Source organism: Streptomyces sp. NPDC085927 (genome assembly GCF_044540975.1).
Classification (GTDB): domain Bacteria; phylum Actinomycetota; class Actinomycetes; order Streptomycetales; family Streptomycetaceae; genus Streptomyces; species Streptomyces hirsutus.
The window spans coordinates 1-17,202 of the sequence record NZ_JBITSN010000032.1 but is presented as its reverse complement, the minus strand read 5'-3'; the positions used below and the strand labels follow the sequence as shown (position 1 = coordinate 17,202).

Here is a 17,202-nt window from a genome sequence, read left to right as displayed (position 1 = left end):
GAGTACCCGTTCGCCCGTCTACTCGCGGTCCCCGGCCGTGGCCCGCCGCCGCATCATCACGAACACCCCGAGGCCCGCGAGGACGACGACACCCGCGACGATCCCGACGACCACACCCGTCGACGACGAACTGCCGGAATCCTCACCGGAGTCCGCGGGCACCGCCGACCACCAGCTCCAGTAGCCGTCCTGGCCGTAGATGTTGCCCGCCTTCGACGGCATTGTGGTGATCGACTCGATCTGGTCGGTGCGGTACGCCTCGACCGCGTTCGGATACGCCATGACGTTCATGTACCCGAGGTCGTACAGCCGTGATTCCATCTGCTTGACGATGTTCGCCCGTTCGGCGGGGTCGTACTCGGCCAACTGCTGTGCGTACAACTCGTCGTACTTCTTGTCGCAGATGAAGTTGTCGGTCGCGCCGGTGTCCTCGGGTGTCGCCGGGAGTGCCCCGCAGGTGTGGATCGACAGGACGAAGTCGGGGTCGGGGTTGACCGACCAGCCGTCGAAGGCGAGATCGTACTCACCGGCGAGCCAGGGGTCGGTCACGTTGTCCAGGCAGTTGAGCGTGACCCCGATGCCGAGATCGCCCCACCACTCCTCGAGGTACTTGCCGATGGCCTTGTCGTTCGGGTCGGTGGCGTGACACAGGATGCGGTAGTTCAGCGGCTTGCCGTCCTTGCCGGCGCGCTTGCCGTCCCCGTTCTTCTCGAAGCCCGCCCGATCGAGCAGTCGGGCCGCCTTCTCGGGGTCGTACGCAAGTTCCTGGTCGGCCGACGGCTCCCAGAAGTACTGCGCGTAGCGCGGCGGGATGTAACCCGCGCCGTTCACCGCGTGGCCCTGGAACACCTTGTCGACGACGGTCTTCCGGTCGACCGCCATGAACAGCGCGTTGCGCACCCGCTGGTCCAGCAGCGAGGGATGCCCGTCGCCCATCTTCTCGCCGTTCTTCGCCTTCGCCCCCGGGTTGGTGGCGAGGGCGTAGAAGCGGCGGCCGGGCGCGTCGTTGACCTTGATGTTCTTCTCGTTCTTGAGCGAGGCCGCCTGCGCCGGAGTCAGGGACGGCGACCCGGCGACGAACGACACCTCCCCCTTGCGCAGCGCCGACACCGCCGCGTCCTGGTCCTTGTAGTACCGGAAGAGCAGCTCGTCGAACTTCGGCGCTCCGCGCCAGAAGTCCTTGTTGGCCTCCAGCCGCACATAGCTGTCGGCCTTGTAGTCGGTGAGGACGAACGGCCCGTTGCCGACGACGGGGAGGTCCTTGTCGTTGTTGAACTTCGAGAAGTCGTCGACCTTCTCCCACACATGCCTGGGCACGATCGGCACGTCCAGCGCCGTCATGGTGGCCTGCGGCTTCTTCAGCCGGATGACCAGCTCGGTCGGGCTCGGCGCCGTGACCTCCTCGAAGTTGGCGACGAAGCTGCCGTTCGCCGTGGCCGCCCCCTCGTCGGTCATCATCGTGTTGAACGTCCACGCCGCGTCCTCGGCAGTGGCCTGCTTCCCGTCCGACCACTTCGAGTCGGAGCGGATGGTGTACGTCCACGTCAGCTTGTCCGGGGACGACTTCCACCGGGTGGCCAGCCCCGGGACGACATGGTTGTCCTCGGGGTCGTAGTTGGTCAGATACTCGTACGTGAGCCGGTGAATGCTCGTACTGAGCAGCCGCACGGCGAGGAACGGACTGAGCGAATCGACGCTCTGCGCCACCGCGACGGTCAGCGTCCGCTTGCCGTCGTCGGCCGCCCGGGCCTCCCGCGGCGCGGGATCGAGCGGGGTCGCGAGCCCGGCGGTGAGGGCGAGCGCGGCCGCACCGGCCGCCGCGGCGAGCCGGACGCGGCGGGGGACCGCACCCCGCGCACGGTCCCGGTGCCGGAAGCGGGGGCGCCTGGTGTCGTGGTGACCGCCGTACTGATCGTTGGTGTCCATAGGGTCGCTGACCTCGCGTCATCACTCGCACGGGAAGGACGGGTTGATCAGGTGAGTGCTGAGTGTCTACCAGCGGCATCTGCGGCCGTCAACGGCGCGAGCACCCCATGTGGCCTGCGAAAACAGCGAGTTGACGAGTCCTTTGCGCCCATTGGTCGAGACCACTGAAGCCTTCCTGGCCAGCGCCTGACGCCGTGGTGCGACCCGGAAACGGGGGCGGCCCGCACCGCGTACGAACGGTGCGGGCCGAAAACGGGACCGGCCCCTCGAAAGGGGCCGATCGGATGACATGCGCGGCAGCTACTGCTGCGGAGGCGGCGCCTGCGGAGGAGGCGTCTGCCCGCTGCCGGGGGGGCCGGGATGGCCGTACTGATCCGGCCCGCCCTGCTGCGGATAGCCGTAGCCGGGCGGCTGGGGGTACGGCTGGCCCGGAGCGGCCTGCGGGTACCCCTGGCCGGGCTGCGCGGGGGGCGGCGGGGCGTACGGCTGGCCGGGCTGCGGCTGCTGCGGCGGCTGCTGGGGGTGCGGTGCCTGTGGGGGATGAGGTGCCTGCTGGCCGGGGTGGGGCTGGCCCGGGACGTACTGGCCTGGGACGTACTGACCCGGGACGGGCTGGCCCGGAGCGTACTGGCCGGGGACGTACTGACCCGGCAGCGGCGGGGCGGCGACCGGCGGCGGGTTGCCGTCGGAGGTCCACAGGCCGTGCGACTGCTGGTGCCGGACGAAGTCCTCGGCGACCAGCGAGGCGAGGTTGAAGTACGCCTCCCGCACCTTCGGCCGCATCATGTCGAGGTCGACCTCCGCCCCGGCGGCCAGATGCTCGTCGAACGGTACGACGAGCACGCCGCGGCACCGTGTCCGGAAGTGCGACACGATGTCGTCGACCTTGATCATCTTGCCGGTCTCGCGCACACCCGAGATGACCGTGAGCGAGCGCGAGACGAGATCCGCGTACCCATGGGCCGACAGCCAGTCCAGCGTCGTGCTGGCGCTGCTCGCACCGTCCACGGACGGCGTCGAGATGATGATGAGCTGATCGGCCAGGTCCAGCACCCCGCGCATGGCGCTGTAGAGCAGACCCGTACCGGAGTCGGTCAGGATGATCGGGTACTGCTTGCCCAGGACGTCGATCGCCCGCCGGTAGTCCTCGTCGTTGAACGTCGTCGAGACGGCGGGGTCGACGTCGTTGGCGATGATCTCCAGACCGGAGGGCGCCTGCGAGGTGAACCGCCGGATGTCCATGTACGAGTTGAGGTGCGGGATCGCCTGCACCAGGTCACGGATGGTGGCCCCGGTCTCCCGCCGCACCCGGCGGCCGAGCGTACCGGCGTCGGGGTTGGCGTCGATCGCGAGGATCTTGTCCTGCCGCTCGCTGGCGAGGGTGGCACCGAGCGCGGTGGTCGTGGTCGTCTTGCCGACGCCGCCCTTGAGGCTGATCACGGCGATCCGGTAGCAGGACAGCACCGGAGTGCGGATCAGCTCCAGCTTCCGCTGCCGCTCGGCCTCCTCCTTCTTGCCGCCCAGCTTGAAACGCGACCCGCCCGCCGCGGGACGGCTGCTCTTGGCCTTCTGCTTCCTGCTGTTGAGCAGCCGGTCCGACGACAGTTCCACAGCCGCGGTGTAACCGAGCGGCGCGGCACCGGGGTTGGTCGGCTGCCGCTGGTCGTGCTGGATGGGCTGCGGCCAGGCGGCCCCGGCGCGCGGATCGACAGGCGGCTGCGGCGGCGCGGCAGCCTGCGGGTTCTGCGGGGGCTGCTGGAGCGGGAATCCCTGCTGCGGCTGTTGCGGCTGCGCCTGCGGAGGCATGCCGGGATGCCGGGGCTGCGCCTGCGGGGGTACGGGCTGCTGCGGGAAGCCGTAACCGCCCGGCTGGGCCGGGGGAGTCGGGGCGGCCGGGGCGGGACCGGCGGGCGGGAAGCCGTAACCGGCCTGGGGGCCGGGGAGGGGAGCGCCCGGCTGCGGGAAGCCGTATCCGGCCGGCGGAGCGGGCTGTTGCACCGGCGGCTGCGGCTGCGGTTGTTGAGTGGGCGGGACGGGTGCCGGGTGCGGGGGCACCGGTCCCTCCGGCGCGTTCCAGGCGGCGGGCGCGGGGTACGGCGCCTGCGGCTGGAAGGGCGGCTGCTGGACCGCCGCAGCGGCGTCTTCCGGCTGTGCCGGTCGGGGAGCGACCGGCGCCGGGGGCGCTGCGGGAGCCTGCGGCGACTGCTGCGGCTGTGCCGGCCACTGGCTCGCGGGCGCAGGCGCGACGGGGTGCGACGGGGGCGGTACGACCGGCGGCGCCGGGGGAGTCCAGGCCGCCGAGTCCGAGGTGTCGGACGAGGCAGGTACAGCGTCCTCGGGCGCACCGACCGAGCCGGTCGCGGAGGGCACCGCGTCGTCCACCGGGTCGTCGTTCACCGGCTTCGCGTCCTCGGGCTCGGGGCCGGTCGCGTCCGCCGCGGCCTTGGTGTCCGCCCCGGGCCCCGTCTTCGTCTCCGACTCCGCCGCCTCGGGCTCGTCGAAGTCGTCGTTCGTGGCGTATTCGTCGCCTTCGTCGACCTCCGCGGCCGGTTCGGAGGTGTCGGCGACGTCGGTGTCCCCGTCCTCGGCGTCGTCAGCAGTGAAGGGGACGGACGCAATGGAGGCGACGGAGGGCTCGTCGTCCTGGACGTCGTCCTGGACATCTTCCCTGGGTTCGTCCGTGTCTCCGGTGCGCTCGCCGGCCCCGGCCAGGTCCTGGTCACCGGCGGGCTCCGGCCGTGTTTCCGGCTCGGCGTCCGCCTCGGGCTCGGCAGGCACGGCTTCGGCCCGGGCCTCACGGTTCTGGATCTCCTGCTTCAGCGCGGCGGCGGAGAAGCGGATGGTGGCACCGCTCTCGAGGTCACCACTGCCGGTGTCCCGGCCGAAGCCACTGACCGGAAGATCCGGCACGGCCGCAGGAGGAACAGAGCCCGGCTCCGACGTGGACGCCGGCTGCGGCTGCTGCTCCGGCTCCGGATCGAACCCGCTGCCCACCGGGAGCCGCGGTACGGCACCCGGCCCCCCGGACGGCGGAGCGGGCGGTGTGAACGGCGTCCCCGGCGCGGGAGCCGGCGGTGTGAAGGGGGCGCCCGGCGCGGGTGCGGGCGGGGTGAAAGGCGCCCCCGGTGCCGGTGCCGGTGCCGGTACCGGTGCCGGAAGGGACGAAGGTCCCGAAGCGCCGACCGCGTGCGGCGGCGGAGTCAACCCGGGCAAGGGCGGAACACGTCCTGGGGGAACGGAAGAAGAGGACGAGGCGTCGCCCCTCGGCTCCGACCCCGCCCCGGACCCCGATCCCGGCCTCGCCTCCGAATTCCCCGAAGCGTTCTGCGTGTACCAGGCCGGCGGCGCGTAGTCGATGGTGAACTCGCCCGTCGTCTCGACGGAGGACTCCGCATCGGGCTGGTCATCGCCGGGTGTTGCCCAGCCCCCGCGGATCCCGTCCCGATCGCTGCCCACAGTTCCTCCTGGTCTGGTCGAGCACCCTTGTGCCGTCGTGCTGTGCCGGGGCGACCACCTGCGTGGTCCGAACTGGTCCTGCATGAGGACGACATCGTCCGAACCGGCCTCCCCCGGGCCTGCGACGCCGATACCCGGTTCGCGGGTGTTCCGGTGTCGCGTCGGGTACCAGCCTAATCACGGGTAGCCCTGCCCCGTCAGCCCTGCCCACCCTCAGTCAGTGCCACCCACAACACCCGTTGCTGTCAAGGGGCGTACACATTCGCTGCACAAACGAAAGAAACCGCCCATGGGAGAAGAATCCACGGGCGGTCACCTCGATCGGGAGCGGCCCGGAGCACCGGACCGACCTCGGACTGATCGGGCTGCTCGGACTACCCGGCGGCCCCGGCCGCTGTCCCCGCGGCGCCCGTCCCGCCGGTCCCCGGCGCCGGCTCCAGGTCGAACTCGCCGTCCCGCGCGCCGAGCACGAACGCACGCCACTCCGCCTCCGTGTACCGCAGCACCGTGTCCGGGTCGAGGGAGGACCGCATGGCCACCGCGCCGTCGGGCAGGTAGGCGATCTCGACCCGCTCCTCGTGCTCCTCGGTGCCCGGCGCGCTGTGCCACTCGACGCCGGAGATGTCGAGGGCGTAGAGCTCGTCCTTCTCCCGCTCCTTGCGCGCCTTGATCTCCTCAGCCGTCTCCGCCATGTCGCAGCGACCCCTTCCCGAGCTATGACTGGTCCGATGGACTGGTACGAGCGCTCACATTAGTGGCACCCCGCGTCCCACCTGGGCGGTTTCGCGGACCGTGGTAAGGGGGCCCGCCGCCGACTGGTACCCTGAGTGACGGCCGTATGCGTACGCACCCCCGGAGCACCGCTCCGGAGGCCGCGCCCTGCGGATCCCGCCTTCCGAGTCATGGAAGATCCCCCGAGGTGAAGACCGGGGGCGCTCGGTGGCCAGTCACAGACCATGAGGAGTACGCGTGTCGCTCGACGCCGCTACGAAGAACCAGATCATCGCCGACTTCCGCACCAAGGAAGGTGACACCGGCTCCCCCGAGGTCCAGGTCGCTCTCCTGTCCCGTCGGATCTCCGACCTGACGGAGCACCTCAAGACCCACAAGCACGACCACCACTCCCGTCGTGGTCTGCTCATCCTGGTCGGTCAGCGCCGCCGGCTGCTGCAGTACCTCGCCAAGAAGGACATCCAGCGCTTCCGTGCGCTGGTCGACCGCCTCGGCATCCGCCGTGGTGCGGCGGGCGCCAAGTAAGACGCCGTGACGGGAGCGGTTCCCCTGGAAAAGGGGACCGCTCCTTTTGCTGTACGTGCGGAGTGTCACCACGTCTTTGTAATGTGGTAGCACAACGCAAGAACACCGACTCGCTGTGACGGCCGGTACCGCACCAGGTCGCGGCCGTCACCTGCACCACCCCGACGTCCCCCCGGACGTCCCGACGTACGAGGGGAAGCGCACCTCGCCGCCGCCGGTCCTCGGTAGTGGCCCCCGGGTGAATGAACCCGGGAGCTTCGATCGAAGACCGGCCCGCACCAGACGGCGCGCTTCTCCACCCCGTCCCCCCGCCACACGGGCGAGGCGGGACGAAAGACGACAAGTAACGGAGAACCCACTGGTGGAGAACGAGACCCACTACGCCGAGGCCGTCATCGACAACGGCTCCTTCGGTACCCGCACCATCCGCTTCGAGACGGGCCGCCTCGCCCGGCAGGCCGCCGGCTCCGCCGTGGCCTACCTGGACGACGACACCATGGTGCTGTCGGCCACCACGGCCTCGAAGAACCCCAAGGACCAGCTCGACTTCTTCCCCCTCACGGTGGACGTCGAGGAGCGGATGTACGCGGCCGGCAAGATCCCCGGCTCCTTCTTCCGCCGGGAGGGCCGGCCCTCCGAGGACGCGATCCTCACCTGCCGCCTCATCGACCGCCCGCTGCGCCCGTCCTTCAAGAAGGGCCTGCGCAACGAGATCCAGGTCGTCGCCACGATCATGGCGCTCAACCCCGACCACCTGTACGACGTCGTGGCGATCAACGCCGCCTCCGCGTCCACGCAGCTGGCCGGTCTGCCCTTCTCCGGCCCGATCGGCGGCGTCCGCGTCGCGCTGATCAGCGGCCAGTGGGTCGCCTTCCCGACGCACACCGAGCTCGAGGACGCCGTCTTCGACATGGTCGTCGCGGGCCGCGTCCTGGAGGACGGCGACGTCGCGATCATGATGGTCGAGGCCGAGGCCACCGACCAGACCGTCAAGCTGGTCGAGGGCGGTGCCGAGGCACCCACCGAGGAGGTCGTCGCCGCCGGCCTCGAGGCCGCGAAGCCCTTCATCAAGGTCCTCTGCAAGGCCCAGGCCGACCTCGCCGCGAAGGCCGCCAAGCCGACCGGCGAGTTCCCGGTCTTCCTGGACCACCAGGACGACGTCCTGGAGGCGCTGGCCGCCGCCGTCCGCCCCGAGCTCGCCCAGGCGCTCACCATCGCCGGCAAGCAGGAGCGCGAGGCCGAGCTGGACCGCGTCAAGCAGCTCGCCGCCGAGAAGCTCCTGCCGGAGTTCGAGGGCCGCGAGAAGGAGATCTCCGCCGCGTACCGCGCGCTGACCAAGTCCCTGGTCCGTGAGCGCGTCATCAAGGAGAAGAAGCGCATCGACGGCCGCGGGGTCACCGACATCCGCACCCTGGCCGCCGAGGTCGAGGCCATCCCGCGGGTGCACGGTTCCGCGCTGTTCGAGCGTGGCGAGACCCAGATCCTGGGCGTCACCACCCTCAACATGCTCCGTATGGAGCAGCAGCTGGACACCCTTTCCCCGGTGACCCGCAAGCGCTACATGCACAACTACAACTTCCCGCCGTACTCCGTCGGCGAGACCGGCCGCGTGGGCTCCCCCAAGCGCCGCGAGATCGGCCACGGCGCCCTCGCCGAGCGCGCCATCCTGCCGGTGCTGCCCACCCGCGAGGAGTTCCCGTACGCGATCCGTCAGGTGTCCGAGGCCCTCGGCTCCAACGGCTCGACGTCCATGGGCTCGGTCTGCGCCTCCACCATGTCGCTGCTGAACGCCGGTGTGCCGCTCAAGGCCCCCGTCGCCGGTATCGCCATGGGCCTGATCTCCCAGGAGATCAACGGCGAGACGCACTACGTCGCCCTCACCGACATCCTCGGTGCGGAGGACGCCTTCGGCGACATGGACTTCAAGGTCGCCGGCACCAAGGAGTTCGTGACCGCCCTCCAGCTCGACACCAAGCTGGACGGCATCCCCGCCTCCGTCCTGGCCGCGGCCCTCAAGCAGGCCCGTGACGCCCGCCTCCACATCCTCGACGTGATGATGGAAGCGATCGACACGCCGGACGAGATGTCCCCGAACGCCCCGCGGATCATCACCGTCAAGATCCCCGTGGACAAGATCGGTGAGGTCATCGGCCCCAAGGGCAAGATGATCAACCAGATCCAGGAGGACACCGGCGCCGACATCACGATCGAGGACGACGGCACCATCTACATCGGTGCCGCCCAGGGCTCGCAGGCCGAGGCCGCCCGCGCCACGATCAACAGCATCGCCAACCCGACCATGCCGGAGGTCGGCGAGCGCTACCTGGGTACCGTCGTGAAGACGACCACCTTCGGTGCGTTCGTCTCCCTGATGCCCGGCAAGGACGGACTGCTGCACATCTCGCAGATCCGCAAGCTGGCCGGTGGCAAGCGCGTGGAGAACGTCGAGGACGTGCTCGGCGTGGGCGCCAAGGTCCAGGTCGAGATCGCCGAGATCGACTCCCGCGGCAAGCTCTCCCTCATCCCCGTGATCGAGGGCGAGGACGACGACAAGAAGGCCGACACCGACCAGTGACGTCCCACGGCTCCAAGGCGACGGCCCGCACCTCCCCGGAGGCGCGGGCCGTCGCCCGTACCCAAACCCTCATCCAGGGCGAGAACGGCATCGGCACCGTCCGCAGGACCACCCTCCCCGGCGGGCTGCGCGTCGTCACCGAGACCCTCCCCTCGGTCCGCTCCGCGACCTTCGGCATCTGGGCGCACGTCGGCTCCCGCGACGAGACCCCCGCGCTGAACGGCGCCACCCACTACCTGGAGCACCTGCTCTTCAAGGGCACGCACCGCAGGTCCGCCCTGGACATCTCCGCCGCCATCGACGCCGTCGGCGGCGAGATGAACGCGTTCACGGCCAAGGAGTACACGTGCTACTACGCGCGTGTGCTCGACACCGACCTGCCGCTCGCCATCGACGTGGTCTGCGACATGCTGACCGGCTCCCGCATCCTCGAGGAGGACGTCGACATCGAACGCGGCGCGATCCTCGAAGAGATCGCGATGACCGAGGACGACCCCGGCGACGGTGTGCACGACCTGTTCGCGCACACCATGTTCGGCGACAACCCGCTGGGCCGCCCCGTCCTCGGCACGGTCGACACGGTCAACGCCCTCACCGCCGACCGCATCCGCCGCTTCTACAAGAAGCACTACGACCCGACCCACCTCGTGGTCGCCTGCGCGGGCAACATCGACCACGACCAGGTCGTCCGCCAGGTCCAGGCCGCCTTCGAGGCCGCCGGCGCGCTCAAGGACCCGGACGCCCTGCCGATCGCCCCGCGCAGCGGCCGGCGCACGCTGCGCACCGCCGGCCGCGTCGAGGTGATCGACCGGAGGACCGAGCAGGCACACATCCTCCTCGGCATGCCGGGCCTGTCCCGCACCGACGAGCGGCGGTGGGCCCTCGGCGTGCTCAACACCGCCCTCGGCGGGGGCATGTCCTCCCGCCTGTTCCAGGAGGTCCGGGAGAAGCGCGGCCTGGCCTACAGCGTGTACTCGTACACCTCCGGCTTCGCCGACTGCGGCCTGTTCGGCGTGTACGCCGGGTGCAGGCCGTCCCAGGTGCACGACGTGCTGAAGATCTGCCGCGACGAACTCGACCAGGTCGCCGAGCACGGCCTGCCCGACGACGAGATACGGCGCGCCATCGGCCAGCTCCAGGGCTCCACCGTCCTCGGCCTGGAGGACACCGGCGCGCTGATGAACCGTATCGGCAAGAGCGAACTGTGCTGGGGCGACCAGATGTCGGTCGACGACATGCTGGCCCGGATAGCCTCGGTCACCATGGACGATGTCCGCGCGGTCGCCCGCGACGTCCTGGGACAGCGGCCCTCGCTGTCGGTCATCGGCCCGATCAAGGACAAGCAGGCGGCCAGGCTGCACGACACCGTCGCCTAGGGCCCGTCCGGCCCAACCCCACGGTTTCGACCTCTCCGGTAAGGAAGCAAGGAAGATGAGCAAGCTGCGTGTGGCGGTCCTCGGAGCCAAGGGCCGCATCGGGTCCGAGGCGGTACGGGCCGTCGAGGCCGCCGACGACATGGAACTGGTGGCCGCGCTCGGCCGGGGCGACCGGCTGGAGACCCTTGCTGAGACCGGTGCCCAGGTCGCCGTCGAACTGACCACCCCCGCCTCGGTCATGGGCAACCTCGACTTCTGCGTACGCCACGGCATCCACGCGGTCGTCGGAACCACCGGCTGGACCGACGACCGCCTCGCGCACCTGACGGGGCTGCTCGACCAGTCGCCGGGGACGGGTGTGCTCATCGCACCGAACTTCTCCATCGGCGCCGTGCTGACCATGAAGTTCGCGCAGATCGCCGCCCCGTACTTCGAGTCCGTCGAGGTCGTCGAGCTGCACCACCCGAACAAGGTGGACGCACCCAGCGGCACCGCCACCCGCACCGCCCAGCTCATCGCCGAGGCCCGCCGCAAGGCCGGCAGCGCCCCCGCCCCGGACGCCACGGTCACCGCCCTGGACGGCGCCCGCGGCGCCGACGTGGACGGCGTCCCGGTGCACGCCGTCCGGCTGCGCGGCCTGCTGGCCCACCAGGAGGTCCTGCTCGGCGCCGAGGGCGAGACCCTCACCGTCCGCCACGACTCCCTGCACCACAGCAGCTTCATGCCGGGCATCCTGCTCGGCACCCGCCGCGTGGTGACCACTCCCGGCCTGACCTTCGGCCTGGAACACTTCCTCGACCTGAACTGAGCCCGAGCCCACCCCATGCGCGCGAAGATCTCCTACGCCATCACGGCCGCCGTCCTGGTCGTCTACTTCGTCCTGGTCGGCAGCCGCGGTGTGCTCCTCATCCAGGCCGGAACACCCCTCACCATCGCCTTCGGTGTGGCGGTGCTCATCCTGCCGGTCATCGGCGTGTGGTTCCTGTGGAAGAACACCGAGTTCGTCCGCAACGCCAACCGGCTCGCCGCCGAGCTCGAGGCCCAGGGCGGACTGCCCGTGGACGAGCTCAAGCGCCTGCCCAGCGGCCGCGTCGACCGCGACTCGGCCGACGAGGTCTTCGCCCGGCGCAAGGCCGAGACGGAGGACGCCCCCGACGACTGGCGCAGCTGGTTCCGGCTCGCCGTCGCCTACCACGACGCCCGGGACACCCCGCGCGCCCGCAAGGCGATGCAACGCGCGATCGCCCTGCGCAAGACGACTCACTGACGTCCCGCCGAGCCGGTGCGTCCCCCGGCGCCCGAGCACAACAGGGCGACCGCGGCAGGGCCACCGCGACAGGACGACCGAAGCAGGGCGGAAAACGACCCGGGGCCCGGTCCGCGTGTGCGGACCGGGCCCCGGGTCGTGCGTGTGCGCAGCGGTGCGGACCGGCTCAGTCCCGCCGGTACTCGTCGGCCCAGACCTCCACCGAGTCGGCCGCCCGGTCGAAGGCCGGGTCACGCCCCAGGAAGTCCGCGTTGTGCGAGGTCAGCAGCGGCTGTACGGGAGACGCCGACCGTCCCCGCCGGACGAGCAGCAGCGCCTGCCCCTGCACCGTCCGCGGCATCCCCAGCCAGCGCACCGGCTGCTGCACCGTGCGCACCGCGACGATCTGGTCCCACGGCGTCGTACGGGTGGTGAACAGACCCACCTGCCGCAGTCCGTGGGAGCTCACCCACGTGCCCATGCGCAGCAGCCGCAGCGCACCGACGACGGCGACCAGCGCGACCCCGAAGACCATGCCGGCCGACGACGGTGACGCCGTAGCCGCGATGATCACCGCCGAGAACAGCACGAACGAGGCGAGCAGCAGCAGTATCGCCGCCGCTCCCACCCGCCAGGGCCCCGGCCGGTACGGGCGCCGCCAGTGGTCGCGGTCGTGGTGCGGCAGTGCGACGTCGTCAGCCGTCTCGAAGGCGCGGTCGGCCGTCAGGAAGGGCAGGGGCACGGCTGGGTCCTCACTCGATCCATGCGTGGGCAGTGCCCGGTGAGGCTACCGATCTGCGGTACCCCTCACCACCCTCGGGGTCCGGTTGGGGCCGGAGCCCCGTCCCTCCGGGCGGCCCGGCGCGGCCGGACCCCCGCCGACGTGCGGCCGAGTCCCCGGTCCGGTGACCGTCCGGGGCGCGTTCAGCGTTTGTCGGACGCCTCCGACTGCTCGGTCCCCGTGGCCGACGGGTCCGTGGACAGCGCGGGCATCCCGAGCACCAGGGATCCCACCAGCCCGGCGACGACGCAGACCCCCAGCAGCCAGCGCCCGGCCAGCTCGCCGGCGGAAGCCCGCTCGCGTGGCGGGGGCGTGACATTGCTGCGGAACCCGTCGGCATCGGAAAGGAAGGCGAACGGCACGGATTCCCGTCGACCGAACATCAGTGGTACTTCTCCCCTCGAACCCCGAGAACCTCGAACGAATCACTCTCACCGACACAAACGAACGACACCGGCAGAAGGTGCCCAGACGGTGGGAATCCCTCCCGGCACGGCCCATCTCCCGCCGTGACGGGTGCCCCGTAGAGTGGTCGCCGACCTGCAGCCGTGATGTGACCGGAAGGACCCCCTTGACCTCCGCCGACGATCCCCAGCCGTCAACGCCCGATGGCGTCACCTTGCGGAGTGACGTCACCGTCGAACTGGTGAAGTCCAGCGCCTCGGACTCGGACGTCCTGTTCGCCGCCCGCGTATCGACCCTCGGTGAGCAGTCGATCGGGGAACTGGAGAAGGACCCGGAGCGCTCCAAGGGCCTGATCAACTACCTGATGCGGGACCGGCACGGCAGCCCGTTCGAGCACAACTCCCTGACGTTCCTCATCAGCGCCCCGATCTTCGTGTTCCGCGAGTTCATGCGCCACCGGGTCGGCTGGTCCTACAACGAGGAATCCGGGCGCTACCGCGAGCTGCAGCCCGTCTTCTACGTCCCCGACGCGTCGCGCAAGCTCGTCCAGGAGGGACGTCCGGGCAAGTACGTCTTCGTCGAGGGCACCGAGGCCCAGCACGCGACCGTCCAGGACGTGCTCGGCGACACCTACCGCCAGGCCTACGACGCCTACCAGAAGCTGCTGGCCGACGGCGTCGCCCGCGAGGTGGCCCGCGCGGTGCTCCCGGTGGGCCTGTACTCCTCGATGTACGCCACCTGCAACGCACGCTCGCTGATGCACTTCCTCGGCCTGCGCACCCAGCACGAGCTGGCGAAGGTGCCGTCCTTCCCGCAGCGGGAGATCGAGATGGTCGGCGAAAAGATGGAGGCCGAATGGGCCCGGCTCATGCCGCTCACCCACGCCGCCTTCAACGCCAACGGACGCGTGGCCCCGTAGGCCCAGGGACGGGTTCCGAACCCCGGTCGGGCACACATGTGCGGTCAGCCCTCCGAGGTGTCCGGATTGCGGTATTTCCAGTAGTTCATCTAGCCTGATCAAACGGGCCCGGCACTGCCTGAACCCCCGAGCAGGCAGTGCCGGGCTCTCTCTTCGCCCCCACTTGTCGCCTCCCCCGAGGGCAGACCCTGCCCCGAGCAACGAGTAGCGTGTAACCCATGGCTCCGACCTCCACTCCGCAGACCCCCTTCGGGAGGGTCCTCACCGCCATGGTCACGCCTTTCACGGCGGACGGCGCACTCGACCTCGACGGCGCCCAGCGGCTCGCCACCCACCTGGTGGACGCAGGCAACGACGGCCTGATCATCAACGGCACCACCGGCGAGTCGCCCACCACCAGCAACGCGGAGAAAGCGGACCTCGTACGGGCGGTCCTGGAGGCGGTCGGAGACCGCGCCCACGTGGTGGCCGGGGTCGGCACCAACGACACCCGTCACAGCATCGAACTGGCCCGTACCGCGGAGCGCACCGGCGCGCACGGCCTGCTGGTCGTCACCCCGTACTACAACAAGCCCCCGCAGGAAGGCCTGTACCAGCACTTCACGGCCATCGCCGACGCCACCGGGCTGCCGGTCATGCTCTACGACATCCCCGGCCGCAGCGGTGTCCCGATCAACACCGAGACGCTCGTCCGTCTGGCCGAGCACCCGCGGATCGTCGCCAACAAGGACGCCAAGGGCGACCTCGGCCGTGCCGGCTGGGCCATCGCCCGCTCGCGCCTCGCCTGGTACTCCGGCGACGACATGCTGAACCTGCCGCTGCTCTCGGTGGGCGCCGTCGGCTTCGTCTCGGTCGTCGGCCACCTCGTCACGCCCGAGCTGCGCTCCCTGGTCGAGGCGTACACCTCGGGGGACGTCCAGAAGGCCACCGAGATCCACCAGAAGCTGCTTCCCGTCTACACGGGTATGTTCCGTACCCAGGGCGTGATGACCACGAAGGCGGCGCTCGCCCTGCAGGGCCTGCCCGCCGGACCCCTGCGCGCCCCCATGGCCGCGTGCACGCCGGAGGAGATCGAGCAGCTCAAGATCGATCTTGCCGCCGGCGGGGTACAGCTCTGACAACAGACTTCGCGCGACCACTCGCGCAACCTGATTCCACAATTGAATAAGCGGCGGGCCACCGGTGCCCGCGCCCCACAACGACAACTGCTTCTGCACGAACGTCACGCGCGCCACGTGCCCCACCGGGACGTGGCGCGTGTGGTGAGGAGAGTCTTTTGAGTCATCCGCATCCTGAACTCGGCCCGCCGTCGCCACTCCCCGTGAACGGCCTGCGCGTCACCCCGCTCGGCGGTCTCGGCGAGATCGGCCGCAACATGACGGTCTTCGAGTACGGCGGCCGCCTGCTCATCGTCGACTGCGGTGTGCTCTTCCCCGAGGAGGAGCAGCCCGGAATCGACCTGATCCTGCCGGACTTCACGTCCGTCCGGGACCGCCTCGACGACATCGAGGGCATCGTCCTCACGCATGGCCACGAGGACCACATCGGCGGCGTCCCCTTCCTGCTCCGCGAGAAGCCGGACATCCCGCTGATCGGCTCCAAGCTGACCCTCGCGCTCATCGAGGCGAAGCTCCAGGAGCACCGCATCCGTCCGTACACCCTGGAAGTGACGGAGGGGCACCGCGAGCGCATCGGCCCGTTCGACTGCGAGTTCGTCGCGGTCAACCACTCGATCCCCGACGCTCTCGCCGTAGCCATCCGCACGCCCGCGGGCATGGTGGTCCACACCGGCGACTTCAAGATGGACCAACTCCCGCTGGACAACCGCCTCACGGACCTCCACGCGTTCGCCCGGCTCAGCGAGGAAGGCATCGACCTCCTCCTGTCCGACTCGACGAACGCGGAGGTCCCGGGCTTCGTCCCGCCCGAACGGGACATCTCCAACGTCCTGCGCCAGGTCTTCGCCGGCGCCCGCAAGCGGATCATCGTGGCGAGCTTCGCCAGCCACGTCCACCGCATCCAGCAGATCCTGGACGCGGCGCACGAGTACGGCCGCCGGGTCGCCTTCGTCGGCCGCTCCATGGTCCGCAACATGGGCATCGCCCGCGATCTCGGCTATCTCAGGGTTCCGCCGGGCCTGGTCGTCGACGTGAAGACGCTGGACGACCTGCCGGACAGCGAAGTGGTCCTGGTCTGCACGGGCTCGCAGGGCGAACCCATGGCCGCACTGTCCCGGATGGCCAACCGCGACCACCAGATCCGCATCGTCCAGGGCGACACGGTGATCCTCGCGTCGTCCCTCATTCCCGGCAACGAGAACGCGGTCTACCGCGTCATCAACGGCCTGACCCGCTGGGGCGCCAACGTCGTCCACAAGGGCAACGCCAAGGTGCACGTCTCGGGCCACGCCTCCGCCGGTGAGCTGCTGTACTTCTACAACATCTGCCGCCCGAAGAACCTGATGCCGGTGCACGGCGAATGGCGCCACCTGCGAGCCAACGCCGAGCTGGGCGCCCTGACCGGTGTCCCGCACGACCGCATCGTCATCGCCGAGGACGGAGTCGTCGTCGACCTGATCGACGGCAGGGCGAAGATCTCCGGCAAGGTCCAGGCCGGGTACGTCTACGTCGACGGCCTGTCCGTGGGCGATGTCGGCGAGCCGGCCCTGAAGGATCGCAAGATCCTCGGCGACGAGGGCATCATCTCGGTCTTCATGGTGCTCGACTCGTCCACCGGGAAGATCACCGGCGGCCCGCACATCCAGGCACGCGGCTCCGGTATCGAGGACGCCGCCTTCACCGCCGTACTGCCGAAGATCGTCGATGTCCTGGAACGGTCCGCCCAGGACGGCGTCGTCGAAGCGCACCAGATGCAGCAGCTGGTGCGCCGGACGCTGGGCAAGTGGGTCTCCGACACCTACCGTCGCCGGCCGATGATCCTGCCTGTCGTCGTGGAGGTCTGACGGCCCGTAGGGCAGTCCGTACACCAGAACTGGCAGCGGGGCACCTCGATTTGCATCGGGGTGCCCCGCTCCAGTACGTTTACAGCTCCCACCGACCGGGAACCCGACTGCTTCGCGCATCGGATCCAGTCCCCGGAGGGCGGGAAATCCGACTCAGAACTTCTGATAAAGTCGGAGCCGCCGGAAAGGGAAACGCAAAAAGCGGGAACCTGTCAAGGCGGAAAACCCCGAGGAAATCGGATCGGAAAGATCTGATAGAGTCGGAAACGCAGGACCGAAGGGAAGCGCCCGGAGGAAAG

At 70.1% G+C, this 17,202-nt stretch carries 13 protein-coding genes; 8 read left to right on the top strand and 5 right to left on the bottom strand.

The window, feature by feature from the left end; all coding sequences use genetic code 11:
* Positions 1–18: 18 nt before the first annotated feature.
* The 3 genes from ACIF80_RS36915 to ACIF80_RS36905 all read right to left on the bottom strand — a co-directional run bounded on the left by ACIF80_RS36915 (position 19) and on the right by ACIF80_RS36905 (position 6,074).
* The gene (locus ACIF80_RS36915; protein ID WP_399813271.1) at positions 19–1,926 is read right to left on the bottom strand and encodes an ABC transporter substrate-binding protein; all 1,908 of its coding nucleotides are present in this window, start codon (positions 1,924–1,926) and stop codon (positions 19–21) included.
* Between the two features lie 300 nt (positions 1,927–2,226).
* Positions 2,227–5,382 (bottom strand): SCO5717 family growth-regulating ATPase, encoded by a 3,156-nt coding sequence (locus ACIF80_RS36910; RefSeq protein WP_399813268.1) that lies wholly within the window; start codon positions 5,380–5,382, stop codon positions 2,227–2,229.
* A 374-nt stretch (positions 5,383–5,756) separates the two neighbouring features.
* Positions 5,757–6,074, bottom strand: coding sequence for a DUF397 domain-containing protein (locus tag ACIF80_RS36905; protein ID WP_399813265.1), 318 nt, complete (start codon positions 6,072–6,074; stop codon positions 5,757–5,759).
* 277 nt (positions 6,075–6,351) lie between these two features.
* Here ACIF80_RS36905 and rpsO point away from each other — a divergent pair, with 277 nt between their 5' ends.
* The 5 genes from rpsO (at position 6,352) to ACIF80_RS36880 (ending at position 11,857) form a co-directional block, all read left to right on the top strand.
* Positions 6,352–6,639, top strand: a complete 288-nt coding sequence (gene rpsO / locus ACIF80_RS36900) for a 30S ribosomal protein S15 (RefSeq protein ID WP_042168273.1) — start codon at positions 6,352–6,354, stop codon at positions 6,637–6,639.
* A gap of 361 nt (positions 6,640–7,000) precedes the next feature.
* Complete coding sequence (locus ACIF80_RS36895) at positions 7,001–9,214, top strand: polyribonucleotide nucleotidyltransferase (RefSeq protein ID WP_399813263.1); 2,214 nt, start codon at positions 7,001–7,003, stop codon at positions 9,212–9,214.
* Positions 9,211–10,590 carry a M16 family metallopeptidase gene (locus tag ACIF80_RS36890; protein ID WP_399813261.1) on the top strand — a complete coding sequence of 460 codons (1,380 nt, stop codon included), beginning with the start codon at positions 9,211–9,213 and terminating at the stop codon, positions 10,588–10,590. The genes ACIF80_RS36895 and ACIF80_RS36890 overlap by 4 nt, the downstream gene beginning before the upstream one ends.
* A 55-nt stretch (positions 10,591–10,645) precedes the next feature.
* Positions 10,646–11,398: a 4-hydroxy-tetrahydrodipicolinate reductase gene (dapB, locus tag ACIF80_RS36885; protein ID WP_399813258.1), complete on the top strand. Its 753-nt coding sequence runs from the start codon at positions 10,646–10,648 to the stop codon at positions 11,396–11,398.
* Positions 11,399–11,413: 15 nt separating this feature from the next.
* Positions 11,414–11,857 carry a hypothetical protein gene (locus ACIF80_RS36880; protein WP_399813256.1) on the top strand — a complete coding sequence of 148 codons (444 nt, stop codon included), beginning with the start codon at positions 11,414–11,416 and terminating at the stop codon, positions 11,855–11,857.
* Positions 11,858–12,023: 166 nt separating this feature from the next.
* Here ACIF80_RS36880 and ACIF80_RS36875 read toward each other — a convergent pair whose 3' ends face one another.
* Both ACIF80_RS36875 and ACIF80_RS36870 read right to left on the bottom strand, forming a co-directional pair.
* Complete coding sequence (locus tag ACIF80_RS36875; protein ID WP_399813254.1) at positions 12,024–12,578, bottom strand: hypothetical protein; 555 nt, start codon at positions 12,576–12,578, stop codon at positions 12,024–12,026.
* Positions 12,579–12,760: 182 nt separating this feature from the next.
* Positions 12,761–13,000, bottom strand: coding sequence for a hypothetical protein (locus ACIF80_RS36870; RefSeq protein WP_399813252.1), 240 nt, complete (start codon positions 12,998–13,000; stop codon positions 12,761–12,763).
* A gap of 188 nt (positions 13,001–13,188) precedes the next feature.
* On the opposite strand from ACIF80_RS36870, the gene thyX reads away from it, so the two are divergent.
* From thyX to ACIF80_RS36855, 3 genes are all read left to right on the top strand, one after another.
* Positions 13,189–13,941: an FAD-dependent thymidylate synthase gene (thyX, locus tag ACIF80_RS36865; protein ID WP_388445184.1), complete on the top strand. Its 753-nt coding sequence runs from the start codon at positions 13,189–13,191 to the stop codon at positions 13,939–13,941.
* A 218-nt stretch (positions 13,942–14,159) separates the two neighbouring features.
* Complete coding sequence (dapA, locus tag ACIF80_RS36860) at positions 14,160–15,059, top strand: 4-hydroxy-tetrahydrodipicolinate synthase (protein WP_399813250.1); 900 nt, start codon at positions 14,160–14,162, stop codon at positions 15,057–15,059.
* 158 nt (positions 15,060–15,217) lie between these two features.
* Positions 15,218–16,903 (top strand): ribonuclease J, encoded by a 1,686-nt coding sequence (locus ACIF80_RS36855; protein ID WP_399813247.1) that lies wholly within the window; start codon positions 15,218–15,220, stop codon positions 16,901–16,903.
* Positions 16,904–17,202: the final 299 nt, after the last annotated feature.

Excerpts from the sequence above, each read along its gene's own strand:
- ACIF80_RS36880 (WP_399813256.1), top strand. The coding sequence starts at position 11,414 with ATGCGCGCGAAGATCTCCTACGCCATCACGGCCGCCGTCCTGGTCGTC.
- ACIF80_RS36870 (WP_399813252.1), bottom strand. The coding sequence starts at position 13,000 with ATGTTCGGTCGACGGGAATCCGTGCCGTTCGCCTTCCTTTCCGATGCC.
- ACIF80_RS36905 (WP_399813265.1), bottom strand. The coding sequence starts at position 6,074 with ATGGCGGAGACGGCTGAGGAGATCAAGGCGCGCAAGGAGCGGGAGAAG.
- ACIF80_RS36915 (WP_399813271.1), bottom strand. The coding sequence starts at position 1,926 with ATGGACACCAACGATCAGTACGGCGGTCACCACGACACCAGGCGCCCC.
- dapB (WP_399813258.1), top strand. The coding sequence starts at position 10,646 with ATGAGCAAGCTGCGTGTGGCGGTCCTCGGAGCCAAGGGCCGCATCGGG.
- dapA (WP_399813250.1), top strand. The coding sequence starts at position 14,160 with ATGGCTCCGACCTCCACTCCGCAGACCCCCTTCGGGAGGGTCCTCACC.